This window comes from Cytobacillus spongiae (genome assembly GCF_021390075.1).
Genome location: NZ_CP089997.1, coordinates 1795205 through 1809032, shown reverse-complemented (window position 1 = coordinate 1809032; position 13828 = coordinate 1795205). Strand labels below are relative to the sequence as shown.

Genomic DNA, 13828 nt, shown 5'->3' with positions numbered 1-13828 from the left:
CTACTCCTCTCTAGCAAGCTCTCTTTTCACTTGTTCTCGAAAATCCTCATCCTTTAAAAATTTCAGTTGAAATCCATTCAAATTTCGTGATAGCTTGGCCTGCTCCATCGACGTAAGATCATTTGCGAAAAAGGCAAATTCCGTTTTATTTCCAGATAAATCGGTCGCATACATCGCATTCGTTAATATAAAGCGTGTCGACCCACCCTTCTGACCTGCATGGGAAAGCCATTCTTGATTGTTGGGATTTTGCATTAATTGCTCCATAACAGGGTCTAGATACGTATATACGTCTGGCTGAAAGTCCGACTTGGTGTTTAACCTATTCAAAATCCCTATGTACTCAGCTGTAGTAGAACGTGGCAATCGATCAGACCAATTCCTCTCTAACTCCTTTGTCAAGTCAGCTAACACCTGCTTCTTCTCATCATCTGTAAGCGGAGTATCCTCCCACTGTTGATGTATTTCTTCGGCTAACGCTTGGTATTGCACCAATTCCATCTCTTGAAGAACCTTATTTGTTTCTTCCTTTGACAAGGAATTCTTCTGAGCTACATACGTTGGGATATAGAGTGCAGCTACAATTGGATATATTCGTTCATGATGCGTTAGCTTGAGTTCATCAAGAAGCTGATTAATAGCATCCATTCCAAGAATGCGGATTAAATAATCTGTGTTTGCATTTGAGCTATAGGCAATCATCCCATTTGCCACTTCGCTTAACGGTACTTCTTTAGGTGCAGCGTCTTTTCCCAAACTCTCTAGCCACGCTTCATGTGCACCCCCATCTGACTTAGGGATATAGTACGTTTCTAGCTCTCCCACTTGAACCGGCTGATTCGGATCTACTTTTCCAGCAGCGGCTTGTCTCGCATATTCAATAGCAACAATGATCTTCACTGTACTCGCAAGTGGCAGCTTTTCATCCGGATGAACTGCTACCCATGGCTGATTATTATAATGGATTGATAAAGAGAGTCCTTTCCTGTCTCGATTCTCCTTTAGGAAGTTCACTAGATAACTAGGATCCTCTTTCTTTATTTCCTTTTGAAAATAAAACACCCCTATTGCTATAACAATAATCACCAATAATAGGATTCCACCTAAGCTCCAAAGAACCCATTTCATATTCCATTCCTCCTTCAACCCTCTACACATTCGACAAAAAAGGAGAAATCCCTGTCTAAATATTGGAAAACCTGTAAACAACTTCATCGCTGTGAATTTCAGAGTGTCCCTATTCGAAATATACTTTGATTAATCATGGGATGGAAACAAAGGGGGTGACTTGTGCTTCAGGCACAAGTCAACAGCCTTGTTTTAAGATAAACTTTTGTAAATGAGCAGTTTCGAATCAGGGCTACCCTTCATTCCTTTTAAAATAGGAATGAAGAAATGGATTCATCCATCACCGTTTGTCGTTCATCCGAGACGAAGCGGTTCAAGCGATAAAGTTCATTCGTTAACAGCTGTAACCGGTATTCTTCTATTAATATCTTCAACCGGTAGAAAAGAACTTCCTTTTCAGCATATGTAGGATGACTGATATCAATATGGTTTACGAGATCGATCAAACCTTGTAAGCTATCAGCAAGCAGAATCGCTTTTTCCATTTGCAGCTTCAAATTCGTCACCTCTTTTTCTCCAAACTATATGTATTGTCGCGCCACTTTCTCCCTATTACTTGCCTGACTATTCAATCTCTTTTACACTAGGATTATACTGAATAAGGAAAGGACAGGATGCCATGTCAATCACACAACCAAATGGGGTCTTTAAATCGGTCTGTTCCCTCGATTGCCCCGATCAATGTGGGTTATTGCTACATAAGGAAAATGGACGAATTGTTAAAGTAACAGGTGATCCCGAACACCCTGTCACACAAGGACATATTTGCCAAAAAGTAAGGCATATGACCGAGCGAATTTATGATAAAAAACGTCTGACTACCCCGCTCAGACGAGTAGGCAAAAAAGGCGAAGGTCAATTTGAGCCAATCAGCTGGCCAGAAGCAATTGAAACCATTTCGTCTAAATGGAAGGAACTCATTGAGACTGACGGGCCGGAAAGCATTCTCCCTTATAGCTTTTACGGAAATATGGGGCGCGTCCATGCAGAAGGAATGGACAGGCGGTTCTTCCATCGGTTAGGAGCTTCACTCCTTGATCAGACGATTTGTCAAATAGCAGGAACGGTCGGCTATCGTTATACGATGGGGGGGAGCTTTGGTATCGATCCAGAAGATACGATTCACTCAAAGCTCATTATTTTCTGGGGGATTAACGCCGCTAGTACCAATATGCACCAAGTCGCACTTGCTCAAAAAGCGCGAAAAAATGGCGCGAAAATCATTGTGATTGATGTTCATAAAAACCAAACTGGCCGGCTAGCTGATTGGTTTATCCCCATTTTACCTGGAACAGATGCTGCCCTAGCCTTAGGAATGATGCATATTCTGTTCAAGGAAAACCTTGTGAATGAATCGTTCTTACAGGAGTTTACCGTCGGTGCCGAACAGCTTAGAGAGCATGTTAAAGCGTATACTCCTGAGCAGGTTTCTTCCATCACTGGTGTTTCAGTCGAAGACCTCTTCTCATTAGCAAGGCAATATGGAAGCGTTCCTTCATCTTTTATCCGCATTGGAAATGGGCTCCAGCATCATGACAATGGCGGAATGTGTATACGGACAATTGCTTGTCTTCCTGCCTTAACCGGTGCATGGCTCCATAAAGGTGGCGGTGCGATTAAGGGAAATAGCGGTTATTTAGGATTAAATACGAAGGCGTTGCAAAAGCCTGAGCTGCGAACGAAGAAAAACCCACGGGTCATTAATATGAATCTACTTGGACAAGCACTCGAGGATCCAACCAATCCGATTAAGTCGCTGTATGTCTATGGCGCTAATCCTGCGGTTGTTGCACCAGAAGCCAATAAAGTTCGCAGGGGCTTAGAAAGAGAGGATCTGTTTACCGTTGTTCACGACCTCTTTTTAACGGACACAGCCAAATATGCTGATCTAGTCCTGCCGTCAACATCTTCCTATGAAAATACCGATTTATATACTTCTTATTGGCATCATTACGCTCAATTACAGCAACCTGTCATTGAACCATATGGCGAAGGAAAATCGAATGCAGATGTGTTTCGTTCCCTTGCATTTGCGATGGGCTATACAGACTCAGCCTTCCAAGATACCGATGAATACATGATTCAGCAGGCACTTACGCATCATGAGAACCCGTATTTAACATCAATCAATCTCGAAACCCTTCAAGAAAAGGGCTTTGCAAAGGCGAACGTAAAACCATTGTTCCCTGGAAGCCTTCACACACCGAGCGGGAAAATTGAGCTTTATTCCGAAGCCATGCTTCAAGATGGGTATCCTCCTCTTCCAACCTACCTTCCAGTTGAAGAAGAGAGTGAATATCCCTTTCAGTTTATTCCAGGGCCGAATCATAATTACTTAAATTCGACCTTCTCTAACAATGACAAGCATATGAAACTAGAAAAAGAAGCGAAAATCTTCCTAAATGAACAGGATGGGAAGAGGCTGGGCATCGAAAATGGAGATCTCGCGCGCATTTGGAATGAACGTGGCGAATGTATTATGCGTGCAAACGTTGGGAGTCAGGTTCTTCCTGGGGTCGTTGTCTCACAAGGTCTATGGGCGGATGCTCCTGGTAAAAAACAGCTCGTCAACGCTCTTACCCCTGATCGCCTAGCAGATATGGGCGGAGGTGCGACCTTCTTCTCAGGACGGATCCATGTGGAAAAAGTGGCATCTCACTAATTATAAAAGGGTTTTCGTTCGTATTACGACAAATGGGAATGATTGCAAATTCTCTTTCCCATTTGTCAATTTTTTCAAATTGTATTGGACATTCCTAAGCCGTGCGTCAAACCACCATCATATCCTCCTATTCATCTCGAACAATCCCATGACTGGAGCCTGTAAGAACTTCCTTCCCATGCTGATTTCGATAAATCGTTTCCATTTTAATCTTCTTGAATCCTTCCATCTGAATGACCTTATTAATTACCACTTCACACGTAATGATATCACCAGTAAATACAGGCCGGATAAATTCACTAATCATTTCTCTCGCAATATAATTTAAGTCCCCACCAATTTTCGTGCCAATCGTTGCTGTTAGCAAGCCTTGAACCATCAAACGCCCTTTCTCATCTGGCTCCACATGATGTCTCCCCTGGTCCCCAGACACTCTCCCAAATTCTAACACCTCTTCATTCGTAAATGACCTCTCCCATGTATAGATGGCTCCTTCTTTCATACTAACCTCCTATTAAAATGAATTTTCAGATAATTATATCACAATAAAAGGCATCTTCCTATTTTTCCCTATAAAAAAGAGAGAAAGAAATCTAGATCTTTCTCTCTCCTATTCTACTTATTGAAAAAGCTCTGGATAGGCTGTCTTCGCTAATAATTCTACCGCATCATCAATTCGAGGCCCTGGTCTAGACAAAACGTCAGCATCTAGTAAGAAGACTTGATCATTCTGGATGGCTTTGATTTGGTCCCAACCCGAACGCCCTTTGATTTCCGCAACTGCATTTTCAACATAATTTACTGTAGTTACAATTAACTCTGGATTTCGAGAAATGACTTCCTCTTCAGCTACCTTAATCCAGCCTTCTTGATCACCAAATACGTTTTCAACCCCCGCACGGTCCACAATCTCCTGCTGGAACGTCTTCATCCCGGTTGTGTAAATATCTGGTGATGGACTGATTTCCAGATATAATGGCATCTTCGTCGTTACTCCTGATAGCTTCTCTTCTACTTCCTTCATATTGGCTTGAATTTCTTCGACTACTTCTTCCCCAACTTCCGCTACACCCATTACGTCAGCCAACTGCTCGATATCTCCGTATACATCTTCAAAGGAACTTGCCGATTGAATAACAAATACAGGAATGCCAGCATCCGTTATCGGCTTTAATGCCTCTTGTTCTCCTACCGTGTAAGCAATCACCACATCTGGCTTTAAAGAAAGTATTTTCTCCGCATTGATATTCACTGAATCAGAAACTCGTTCAATCTTACTTGCTTCTTCCGGATAATGATCATAATCCGTTACACCAATAATTTTCTCCCCCACACCAAGCTCAAATAGGATTTCCGTATTGCTGGGCTGTAAAGAAATCACTGTTTCTGGAACTTCATCAAATGTTACTTCATTTCCTAAGTCATCTGTCACAGTATATGATTGTGGTTCTTCCACTTTTGGTTCTGACTTTTCTGTGGTTTTCTCATCTGCTGCTTGGCATGCCTGTAAAAAAAATACAAGCATAATAATGGATACAAACTTGAATAGTTGTTTTGTTTTCATCATGTTCTCCTATCTATTTCTTCTTTTTCGTAGGGTATGATTCACTAATAAACGGAATTTCTTCGACCCCATTTTGCTTGTTTACGTATACAGCCATGACAAAAAGTACATTGGCAAGCAAATGAGCATAATCGAACAAAATATCTGGTACTTCTCTCTCTAAGCTTACTTTGTGCAATGCACGTACCGACTTTTTCGCTTCACTCCGGCAAACATGAAGAACACACGCTGCCTCCGTTCCTTGTGGAAGTAGAAAATGAGCAATCTGATCTTCCACCTCATTTACATAATAGTCGTACATCTCACTTAATCGATTCAGCTTCTCTTCAGTTATCGCTACCTTTCCACGAACAGACCCGTTTAAATGATAAGCATTTGGCAATAAATACATGAGATCATTATGGACTACCTCTACATCTTTCGTTAAGGCTGCGGCTTGTCCAATACGAGTCGTCAAGGAATCCGTTCGAATTTCAAAATCTACAGTTGATACCGATTCACGCATAAATGGATAACAAAGAAACCGCATGTCTTTTTCCAAATGTTCGCCCCCCTATTGTTCGATTTGAATAGTCTGCAAGAAGCGTCTTTTAATCCAACGAAAAAAAACCGCCCAAAGTTCATTGGCCGGCGAAAAATGCTATGTAAACAGATTAAGTTGTTTCATAGAAAAGCTGCCGTACAATCCTCTTTATTCCGAAGAGCAAAATACGCTCAAGAAAAGGCAGGTCTCCTGGCTTGTGCTTCACTTTACTTTAAGAGCCTTCCCATTTGGTTGCTCAAACAGTGGCATTTCTTATTTCATCAGCACTTACAGTTGCGGAAACAGCTTCGGCTTCTTACCGAATTCCCTATTATGCTATCAACATAGCACCCAATCTCTGCAATACATATTCAATTAATACTTATTTTACTATAATTAGCTTTCTATAACAAAGAAATATTTTACAATTACTTTACTCTGAGTCTCATCACCCATTGCTCGCCAATTGAGCCCACTTTTCTAATGCCCGTATCTTCAAAGCCAACTGCTAAATAAAGCTGCTTTGCAGGAACATTCTTATGGTTCACAGCTAAGACGATTTCCGTACATTCGGGAAACTCTGTTTGCACAAACTTCTTTAGCAGCATCATGCTTTTTTTCGCATAGCTCTTCCTTTGCTCCGCATAGTTAATCGACAACGCCGTAAGCAGCATGGCATTAGGCTGATCAGAATAATCCTTTACACGCTCTGTAGCATGTAAAAGAAAGTATCCAACAGGCTCATTATCATATAAAATAACCATCCGGTGTTGATCTTCGAATGATTCGATTTTATCCTTAGGCAATGCCGTAAACTGCGCCTGCTCATCCGGAAGTTCAAACGTAAGTAATTTTGGCAAATACACATCCGAAAAATGCACGAACGAAACTTTTCCCATCTTCCATATCCCCTTCAACATTCAATAACCACATTTTAACATAAGAACATACATTCGTCATCGATTTACTTACTATTTTTATTACTTAATGAAAAATGGATAATTCTGAATCATTTCATGATTACTATTTTAAAAGGAAGGAAGGGTAGCCCTGATTTGAAACTGCTCTATTAAAATAAGTTCATCTTAAAACAAGGCTGTTGATTTGCGTTCCAGGCGCTACGCTTTCCGCGGGGCCGGCGCTGAGCCTCCTCGTCGCTTCGCTCCTTCGGAGATCTCACTTGTCCGTTTGATCCCGCAGGAGTCTTCGCTTCTTCCGCTCCAATCAACGGGTTTTCGTCAGGGTTTTCCTGACCAGGGTCAAAAAAATGAAGCTGCCACTGGTTGTGAACTGTTCAAATGTTGATTGATTCGATCTGCCGCTCATTTTGATTCATGGTAAATAACAGTAACCAAATCAAAATGAGGTTTGGTCTTTCTTCCCTTTCACTGTCTCAGATTGTTTAACTGGAAGAATTCTTTTAAATAGACATTCTCTCGTTCAACAGTTGTTCTTTGGTCGTACTTAACTAATTCGATTGTAAGGGAGGTACTCCTTTTTTCATGCCTTGAAATCCAATAGACATAAGGAATTAAAATGATGAAATTCACTCAATTACAAACATAAAGGAAACTTTTTCTAACTGCTACACGTCTACATATTATCTACCAAGTTAGGAGAGAAAAAATGAAGAGATTGCTAGTTAGCTTGTTTGCCGTTGGTCTCTTGTTATTCGTCCTCTTTTATCAAAATGGCATCATCATCAATTCAATTGGCATCTCTTTTGAAAACCCGTTCAAAAAAGCCATAGAAGTCCCAGACTTGTACGCGCAAGTTGACATAAATGCCAATGGAATTGCAGACCCCATTGATATCGTTCAAAGCGCACGAAAAGAGGTTGACCAAAAAACACTATATAAGAGCGAATATTATGCTGGTGGATACCCACCAGAAGATGAAGGCGTTTGCACAGATGTGATTTGGAGAGGGTTTCACGGGGCGAACATTACCTTAAAGGATTTAATGGATCAGGACATATCAGCGAATGTAGACCTCTACCCACGAGTGGCGAAGCAGCCAGATCCAAATATTGATTTTCGAAGAGTCCCGAATCAAGATGTTTTCTTTCGTCGATATGCAGAGTCCCTAACAACAGACGTGATTCCAGGGAATGCTGCGAATCTTGAGCAATGGCAAGCTGGTGACATTGTCGTTTTTCTTTCAGACTCACTTGACCACATCGGCATCATATCAGACAAACGAACAAAGGATGGTATTCCATACGTCATTCACAACACTCCCCCTTTCGCAGCTGAGATCAAACTAACTTCTTTTCAAGCTCCGATTACCGGTCATTATCGCTGGAAATTTTAGATAAAAAAACAAAGGTAAGCTGCTAATAAAGTCAGCTTTCCTTTCCAGTATGAAAAAGTCCAAGTTTGCAAAAAAAAAAAAACGTGGCTGCGACATCAGTATTTCAGTCAATGGTCTATCCGAACGATCAGGAGTGATCTCTTTTTACTAGTTCGGCTATTTTTGTTTGTTCGGAAAAAAAATTTTTAAAAAATAGTAGAATGGAGCGGAAGGCACGCGACTCCTAAGGGAAATAGAGGAAAGGCTGAGACACCAAAGCGCAGCGAGGAGGCTCCGGTTCCTCCCCGCGGAAAGCGAGTGTCTGCAGCGCAGGTGGAACGAAATTGTTTTTACGACATAAATATTTTTATAAAAGTCATTGTTCGTCTTTGAGAAGGAGCATTTAGTTATGTCCCATCCTCATATTATTTCGCTATCCAACTTCGTGAACCAGCTCTTAATTTTACTCATGCTTCCTCAGTATTCAGTTCTTTACTCTTCCAATTCTCCAGCCAATTGGACAAAATTTCCTTTAATTCGCTATCGATTGGCTTCTGTACAGACTTTTTATTTTGGTTGATAATTTTACTCATGCGGTATTCTACATCTGTTTTGCGAAGCATATGTGTCATATGTTCAATAACATGTGTTTCACATTCACCTGCAACTAGCTCCTTGATCTTTGGTAAGTCCGTTACTTTCACATTTACATCTTTTGAGCCTGTGATGGCAAGCACTGGGCAAGTTACAAGCGGAAGAACCTTTGATACATCATATTCAAGATGCTCTCTGTTCCATTTCGCATTTATTTTCTTCCATTTATATTTGATAACCGGTTCCGTGGATCCCTTTATAACTTCCATCAACGAATCATTCATCTTCATGATTTTTTGATCTACTTTTAAGAAACGGACTAACCATCCTTGTAAGCCTGTTAACGTCCGAATATCTTGAATCATTTGCTCCCGTTGCCATTCCGTTGTATCAGCTAACGGCTCGGCTGTACCGGCTAGCAGGATCATTCCACTCACTGGAACCTTTTCATTAACAAACGGAGCAATAATACTGCCTTCACTATGACCTAGTAAAATGACTTTCTCTGCATCTATTTGCGGATGTTCTTTGACAAATTCCAGAGCCGCTTTTGCATCGTCAATTAAATCCTTAACACCAGCTTCATAATAATCTCCTTCACTTTCTCCAATTCCCCGCTTATCATATCGGATACTCGCAAACCCATGAACTGCCGCAAGTTCACTTAATTCCTTAAAAATATTCATCGGCATGCCTTTTGCATTTGAATCACGGTCAACTAGGCCACTTCCATGAACCATGACAATCGCCGGATACTTCACAAGATCACCAACTGGAATCGTTACAGTTGCCCCTAATGTATAGCTCCCATTAATCTTCACATTCATTTGTTTGCTCACTTGAATTCCACCTCATCCAATTTTGGATATAAGACGTTTATGCAATTCCATTCGTTCAATTCATTTCTATCTATTTTCTAAAAGGTGTAAATTTTGTTCAATGGGTAAGGTGATGACCACGTTAGTCCCTTCTCCTACCTTGCTTGAAATATCAATTCGGCCTCCATGGGCTTCAACAATTTTATTCGTCGTCATCATGCCAAGTCCTGTGCCTCTTTCCTTTGTCGTATAAAATGGCATCCCCACTTCCTTTAAAAATTCTTCTGGAATACCGCAGCCTTCATCGACAATTTGAATGATTATTTCATAATCAGCGGCTGATTCTAAATGAACCCATACGGTTCCTCCATTTGGCATCGACTCAATGGCATTTTTTAATACATTTACAAATACTTGTTTGATTTGATTTTCAATACAGCATACAAGTGGTAACGAATCATATGTTACCTTTATTTCCACATTATGTAAGAGTGCTTGTGAGCTTAGTAACGTGACAACATGGCTAGTAAGCTTTTGGATGTCTTCATGTTTAAAATTATGGGCTTGCGGCTTGGCATGTAGCAAAAGCTCACTGGTAATGCTTTCAATTCTCAAAATTTCATCCGTCATAATATCGAAATAGGCAGGCACCTCTTCGAATGAAGTTCTAAGTATTTGGAGAAATCCTTTAAGTGATGTTAATGGATTTCGAATTTCATGGGCAATGGATGCGGATAGCTCACCTACAACTGAAAGCTTTTCCGAACGCAGCAGCATATTTTCCGCTTGTTTTTCCTTAGTTAAGTCTCTAGCAATCCCATATACGCCTACAATTTTTCCATCAACGATAATTGGAATATTCGTAACACTTACAGGAACCTTATCCCCTTCCTTATGGATGGCGATTGTTTCATAGTTCTGTGTAATTCCCTTTGCAGCCCTTTTAAAGTATTCATTTGTATGCTCGACATGGGTATCAGCCACAAGCGGGAGATAGTTTAAGCTTAAATATTCATCCTCTGAATAGCCAAGCAACTGCTCCATCCCTTTATTTACACTTAAATAATTCCCTTGGAGATCAAAGGAAAAGACCGCATCTGGATGATGTTCGAATAACGATTGATAATGCTGTTCATTTTTCAAAACAGTTTGCTTTTTCTTTGTAATATCTTGAAAAAAGACTGATAATCCATTTTTTGAAGGATAGGCTCTAACATCAAACCATGTTTGCAGTGGGGGAAAAAACGAATCAAACGTAACCGACACCTGCTCATTTACTGCTTTGTGGTACATTTGATAAAACAGTAAATCGACCGCTTCAGGAAACTCCTCCCAAATATTTTTATCAAGCAAATCTTCTCGATTTCGAAATAATAGCTTGGTCGCTTCATGGTTCACATAGGTGAAATTCCAATCCGTGTCCAGCGAAAAAAAGCCATCCGTTATACGATCTATTATTTCGGCTGCATTTAATTCTGCTAACTTCATCTTTATTCCACACCCTAAGCAAATAATCAAAAAAATTTTCACATTCTTTCAAATTATCTATTAAAATCAACTCAATTTCAATGAAAATCATGTAAAATCACCCACTTTTGGGTAAAATAGAAAGAAAGCAAGGGGAATGGAGGGTTCTTAAATGTGCGGGAGGTATTCACTTTCAGAAAATAAAGCGGAGTTACAAGCACAATTTCAGTTCGAAATGCTAGAGGAGCTGAACCCAAGGTACAATATAGCACCGAGCCAAAACATCCTAGCAGTGGGCTCAAATGGGCAAAGACGAAAAGGCAGCTTTCTGCAATGGGGGCTCGTTCCGTTCTGGGCAGATAACCCAAAGATCGGCTACAAAATGATCAATGCGAGAAGCGAAAGCATCGATGAAAAGCCTTCATTTAAGCATGCCTTCAAAAAGCGAAGATGTCTAATTCTCGCTGACGGCTTTTACGAATGGAAAAAAGAAAACGGTCACAAGCAACCATACCGGTTTGTCATGAAGGACCAAAAGCCTTTTGCTTTTGCTGGCCTGTATGAAGTATGGAAAAAGTCCGATCACCCCCTTGTCACCTGTACAATCATTACGACCACTCCGAATGAAGTGACGGAAGAGATACACGATCGTATGCCTGTCATATTGCCTGCAGATACATACGATCTTTGGCTAGACCCGAAAAATGAAGATGTCACCATGCTCAAATCCTTGCTAACCCCTTACCCAGCAGAGCAGATGATCAAATATCCGGTATCAACGCTCATAAACTCTCCTAAGAATGACCAAATCGACTGCTTGGACGAAAAGAATAGCCTGTAGATCGAGTTCAGGGGCAATGCCCCTGATCTCTCGTTTGTGAAGACCATTTTGTTCTATTTTCTAGCTGATTTGGACTTCATCGGACTTATGATGACCTCTTTTCTCTTTTTTTCTAGCTGTTTTGGCTTTCAGCGGACTCATGATGACCATTTTCCTCTATTTTTCTAGCTGTTTTGGTCTTCATCGGACTTATGATGACCATTTTTCTCTATTTTTCTAGCTAATTCCGTCTTCATCGGACTTTTAATGACAGATATTCTCTTTTTTTCTATCCAAACCCAGTTTTTTCTTCCTTGTCAGCCCCCCCTACCAGATACCTTAAGCAACAACCATCATAAAAAAAATCCTGCCCTAAACGAGAGCAAGATCTTTAAATTCCTCCCATATTCAACTCTTCAAATACAATCGATTTCCAGCAGGGTCTTCCGCCACGAAAGCACCATTTTCTTCCTTAACGACTACACCTATTTGCTTCAATCGGTTGATCGCGCTCTCCCTCATTTCATCTCCCCCAAAATTCACGGTAAATGCCTGAAGTCCAGTGCTTTGCTCAGGTGGCTTCGGTGCGCCAACTCCATTCCAAGTATTGAGCCCTATATGATGATGGTATTGTCCATTTGCGATAAAAAGCGCCTGTGACCCATACCGATTCACCACTTCAAAGCCCAATCCATTCACATAAAAATTCTCAGCATCTTTCAAATGTGATACATGTAAGTGAATATGACCCATCACCGTTTGAGGCGGAAGTCCTGTCCACGGGAGAGAACCTACACTAGACAAAAGACTCTCAAAATCCAGCGGATCTACCGCCATCTCAACTTGACCAGCTTTCCAGCTCCACTCACTAGGCTTGCGATCACAATAAATCTCAATGCCATTTCCTTCAGGATCATTTAAATAGATCGCCTCACTTACAAGATGGTCTGATGAACCAAATGGAATCTCATGCTTAATTAAATGCCTGACGACTATAGCAAGATCTCCTCGATTAGGGAGAAGAAGAGCAAAATGATAAAGCCCAGTTGTTTTTCCCAGCTTCGGAACCACATGATCTAGCTTTTTCAACGAAAGCAGCTTAGTTATGCCATCTGCTGTAAAGCTCGCATCATTTTCTGAATGCTCTATCAGCTGAAGACCGATAATCTCCTTATAAAAGGTAATGGCTCTTGTCAAATTTTCAACATGTAAAATGACTTCACCTACAAATGTAATCGGTGGTTGATGAAAGCCCATCATAACTCCCCTTCCATTTTTCTTACTGTGCTTCACTAATTACGGTAAACCGCTGATTCAAATGCTGTGGTTGTTCAATTTCATCCACCATCGCAATCGCATAATCAGCGTAGCTAATATAACTTTCTCCTTTAGAATTCAAGATTAGGCGGTCTAATCCTTTTTCATATGTTCCTGTTCGATTCCCAATTGGGTCAAAAAATCCAGCGGGACTTAAAAATGTCCATTGTACATCTGTAGAGTTTTTCAACTCTTTTAATGCGAGCCCCATTTGGTAAGCAGTTGCCGCATATTCTTTCGGGAAATCAGGCGTATCCATTACCTGAATGGTATGAGCTTCGTCTACAAATAAACTTCCTGCTCCACCAACAACTAACAATCTAGTCTGTTGATTTCCTTTTAACAGATCAATTAGTGCTTTAGTTGCTTTCACATACAGGTGTTCCTCTCCAACTGGCGCATTGAAGGCATTTACAACTGCATCGAATCCAGTTACGTCTTCCGCTTTAAGATTAAATAAGTCTTTTTCTAAAATAGTAATAGCTGACTGCTCGACTTTCGATGCATCTCGAACGATTGCTGTTACTTCATGGTCTCTATTAATCGCTTCTGTTACGATCTTACTTCCCGCTTTTCCTGCAGCTCCGATAATGGCAATTTTCATGTTAATCCCTCCTAAAATTTACATGTAACCATTACAGTT

13 protein-coding genes and 1 riboswitch are annotated in these 13828 nt (G+C 40.7%); of the genes, 3 read left to right on the top strand and 10 right to left on the bottom strand.

Features of this window, described 5'->3' with window-relative positions; translation table 11 throughout:
- Together LS684_RS09150 and LS684_RS09145 are read right to left on the bottom strand one after the other, a co-directional pair.
- Window positions 1-1128, bottom strand: coding sequence for a serine hydrolase (locus LS684_RS09150; protein ID WP_233811285.1), 1128 nt, complete (start codon window positions 1126-1128; stop codon window positions 1-3).
- 248 nt (window positions 1129-1376) lie between these two features.
- A complete protein-coding gene (locus LS684_RS09145; RefSeq protein WP_233811284.1) occupies window positions 1377-1634 on the bottom strand; it encodes a hypothetical protein in 258 nt (85 codons plus the stop codon).
- Between the two features lie 113 nt (window positions 1635-1747).
- On the opposite strand from LS684_RS09145, the gene LS684_RS09140 reads away from it, so the two are divergent.
- Window positions 1748-3790, top strand: coding sequence for a molybdopterin-containing oxidoreductase family protein (locus LS684_RS09140; RefSeq protein WP_233811283.1), 2043 nt, complete (start codon window positions 1748-1750; stop codon window positions 3788-3790).
- A 127-nt stretch (window positions 3791-3917) separates the two neighbouring features.
- On the opposite strand, the gene LS684_RS09135 is transcribed toward LS684_RS09140, so the two are convergent.
- From LS684_RS09135 to LS684_RS09120, 4 genes are all read right to left on the bottom strand, one after another.
- A complete protein-coding gene (locus tag LS684_RS09135) occupies window positions 3918-4292 on the bottom strand; it encodes an FAS1-like dehydratase domain-containing protein (protein ID WP_233811282.1) in 375 nt (124 codons plus the stop codon).
- A 117-nt stretch (window positions 4293-4409) separates the two neighbouring features.
- Window positions 4410-5354: an ABC transporter substrate-binding protein gene (locus tag LS684_RS09130; protein ID WP_233811591.1), complete on the bottom strand. Its 945-nt coding sequence runs from the start codon at window positions 5352-5354 to the stop codon at window positions 4410-4412.
- 13 nt (window positions 5355-5367) lie between these two features.
- Window positions 5368-5895, bottom strand: coding sequence for a hypothetical protein (locus tag LS684_RS09125; protein WP_233811281.1), 528 nt, complete (start codon window positions 5893-5895; stop codon window positions 5368-5370).
- A 165-nt stretch (window positions 5896-6060) separates the two neighbouring features.
- A riboswitch (cobalamin riboswitch) is annotated at window positions 6061-6247 on the bottom strand.
- Window positions 6248-6305: 58 nt separating this feature from the next.
- Window positions 6306-6776 carry a GNAT family N-acetyltransferase gene (locus tag LS684_RS09120; RefSeq protein WP_233811280.1) on the bottom strand — a complete coding sequence of 157 codons (471 nt, stop codon included), beginning with the start codon at window positions 6774-6776 and terminating at the stop codon, window positions 6306-6308.
- Between the two features lie 727 nt (window positions 6777-7503).
- On the opposite strand from LS684_RS09120, the gene LS684_RS09110 reads away from it, so the two are divergent.
- Window positions 7504-8190 (top strand): DUF1287 domain-containing protein, encoded by a 687-nt coding sequence (locus tag LS684_RS09110; protein ID WP_233811279.1) that lies wholly within the window; start codon window positions 7504-7506, stop codon window positions 8188-8190.
- A 446-nt stretch (window positions 8191-8636) separates the two neighbouring features.
- Here LS684_RS09110 and LS684_RS09105 read toward each other — a convergent pair whose 3' ends face one another.
- Both LS684_RS09105 and LS684_RS09100 read right to left on the bottom strand, forming a co-directional pair.
- Entirely contained in the window at window positions 8637-9602 is a 966-nt protein-coding gene (locus LS684_RS09105; RefSeq protein WP_233811278.1) for an alpha/beta hydrolase family protein, read from the bottom strand.
- A gap of 66 nt (window positions 9603-9668) precedes the next feature.
- Entirely contained in the window at window positions 9669-11069 is a 1401-nt protein-coding gene (locus tag LS684_RS09100; RefSeq protein WP_233811277.1) for a PAS domain-containing sensor histidine kinase, read from the bottom strand.
- A gap of 151 nt (window positions 11070-11220) precedes the next feature.
- Between LS684_RS09100 and LS684_RS09095 the strand changes: the two genes are divergently transcribed.
- Window positions 11221-11889, top strand: a complete 669-nt coding sequence (locus tag LS684_RS09095) for an SOS response-associated peptidase (RefSeq protein ID WP_233811276.1) — start codon at window positions 11221-11223, stop codon at window positions 11887-11889.
- 387 nt (window positions 11890-12276) lie between these two features.
- On the opposite strand, the gene LS684_RS09090 is transcribed toward LS684_RS09095, so the two are convergent.
- Both LS684_RS09090 and LS684_RS09085 read right to left on the bottom strand, forming a co-directional pair.
- Complete coding sequence (locus LS684_RS09090) at window positions 12277-13125, bottom strand: VOC family protein (RefSeq protein ID WP_233811590.1); 849 nt, start codon at window positions 13123-13125, stop codon at window positions 12277-12279.
- Window positions 13126-13147: 22 nt separating this feature from the next.
- Window positions 13148-13789: an NAD(P)-dependent oxidoreductase gene (locus tag LS684_RS09085; RefSeq protein ID WP_233811275.1), complete on the bottom strand. Its 642-nt coding sequence runs from the start codon at window positions 13787-13789 to the stop codon at window positions 13148-13150.
- Between the last annotated feature and the right edge of the window lie 39 nt (window positions 13790-13828).

Bases quoted from the DNA above. Each gene is read 5' to 3' on its own strand.
- LS684_RS09100 (WP_233811277.1), bottom strand. From the start codon at position 11,069: ATGAAGTTAGCAGAATTAAATGCAGCCGAAATAATAGATCGTATAACG.
- LS684_RS09130 (WP_233811591.1), bottom strand. From the start codon at position 5,354: ATGAAAACAAAACAACTATTCAAGTTTGTATCCATTATTATGCTTGTA.
- LS684_RS09085 (WP_233811275.1), bottom strand. From the start codon at position 13,789: ATGAAAATTGCCATTATCGGAGCTGCAGGAAAAGCGGGAAGTAAGATC.
- LS684_RS09150 (WP_233811285.1), bottom strand. From the start codon at position 1,128: ATGAAATGGGTTCTTTGGAGCTTAGGTGGAATCCTATTATTGGTGATT.
- LS684_RS09110 (WP_233811279.1), top strand. From the start codon at position 7,504: ATGAAGAGATTGCTAGTTAGCTTGTTTGCCGTTGGTCTCTTGTTATTC.
- LS684_RS09135 (WP_233811282.1), bottom strand. From the start codon at position 4,292: ATGAAAGAAGGAGCCATCTATACATGGGAGAGGTCATTTACGAATGAA.
- LS684_RS09095 (WP_233811276.1), top strand. From the start codon at position 11,221: ATGTGCGGGAGGTATTCACTTTCAGAAAATAAAGCGGAGTTACAAGCA.
- LS684_RS09140 (WP_233811283.1), top strand. From the start codon at position 1,748: ATGTCAATCACACAACCAAATGGGGTCTTTAAATCGGTCTGTTCCCTC.
- LS684_RS09090 (WP_233811590.1), bottom strand. From the start codon at position 13,125: ATGGGCTTTCATCAACCACCGATTACATTTGTAGGTGAAGTCATTTTA.
- LS684_RS09120 (WP_233811280.1), bottom strand. From the start codon at position 6,776: ATGGGAAAAGTTTCGTTCGTGCATTTTTCGGATGTGTATTTGCCAAAA.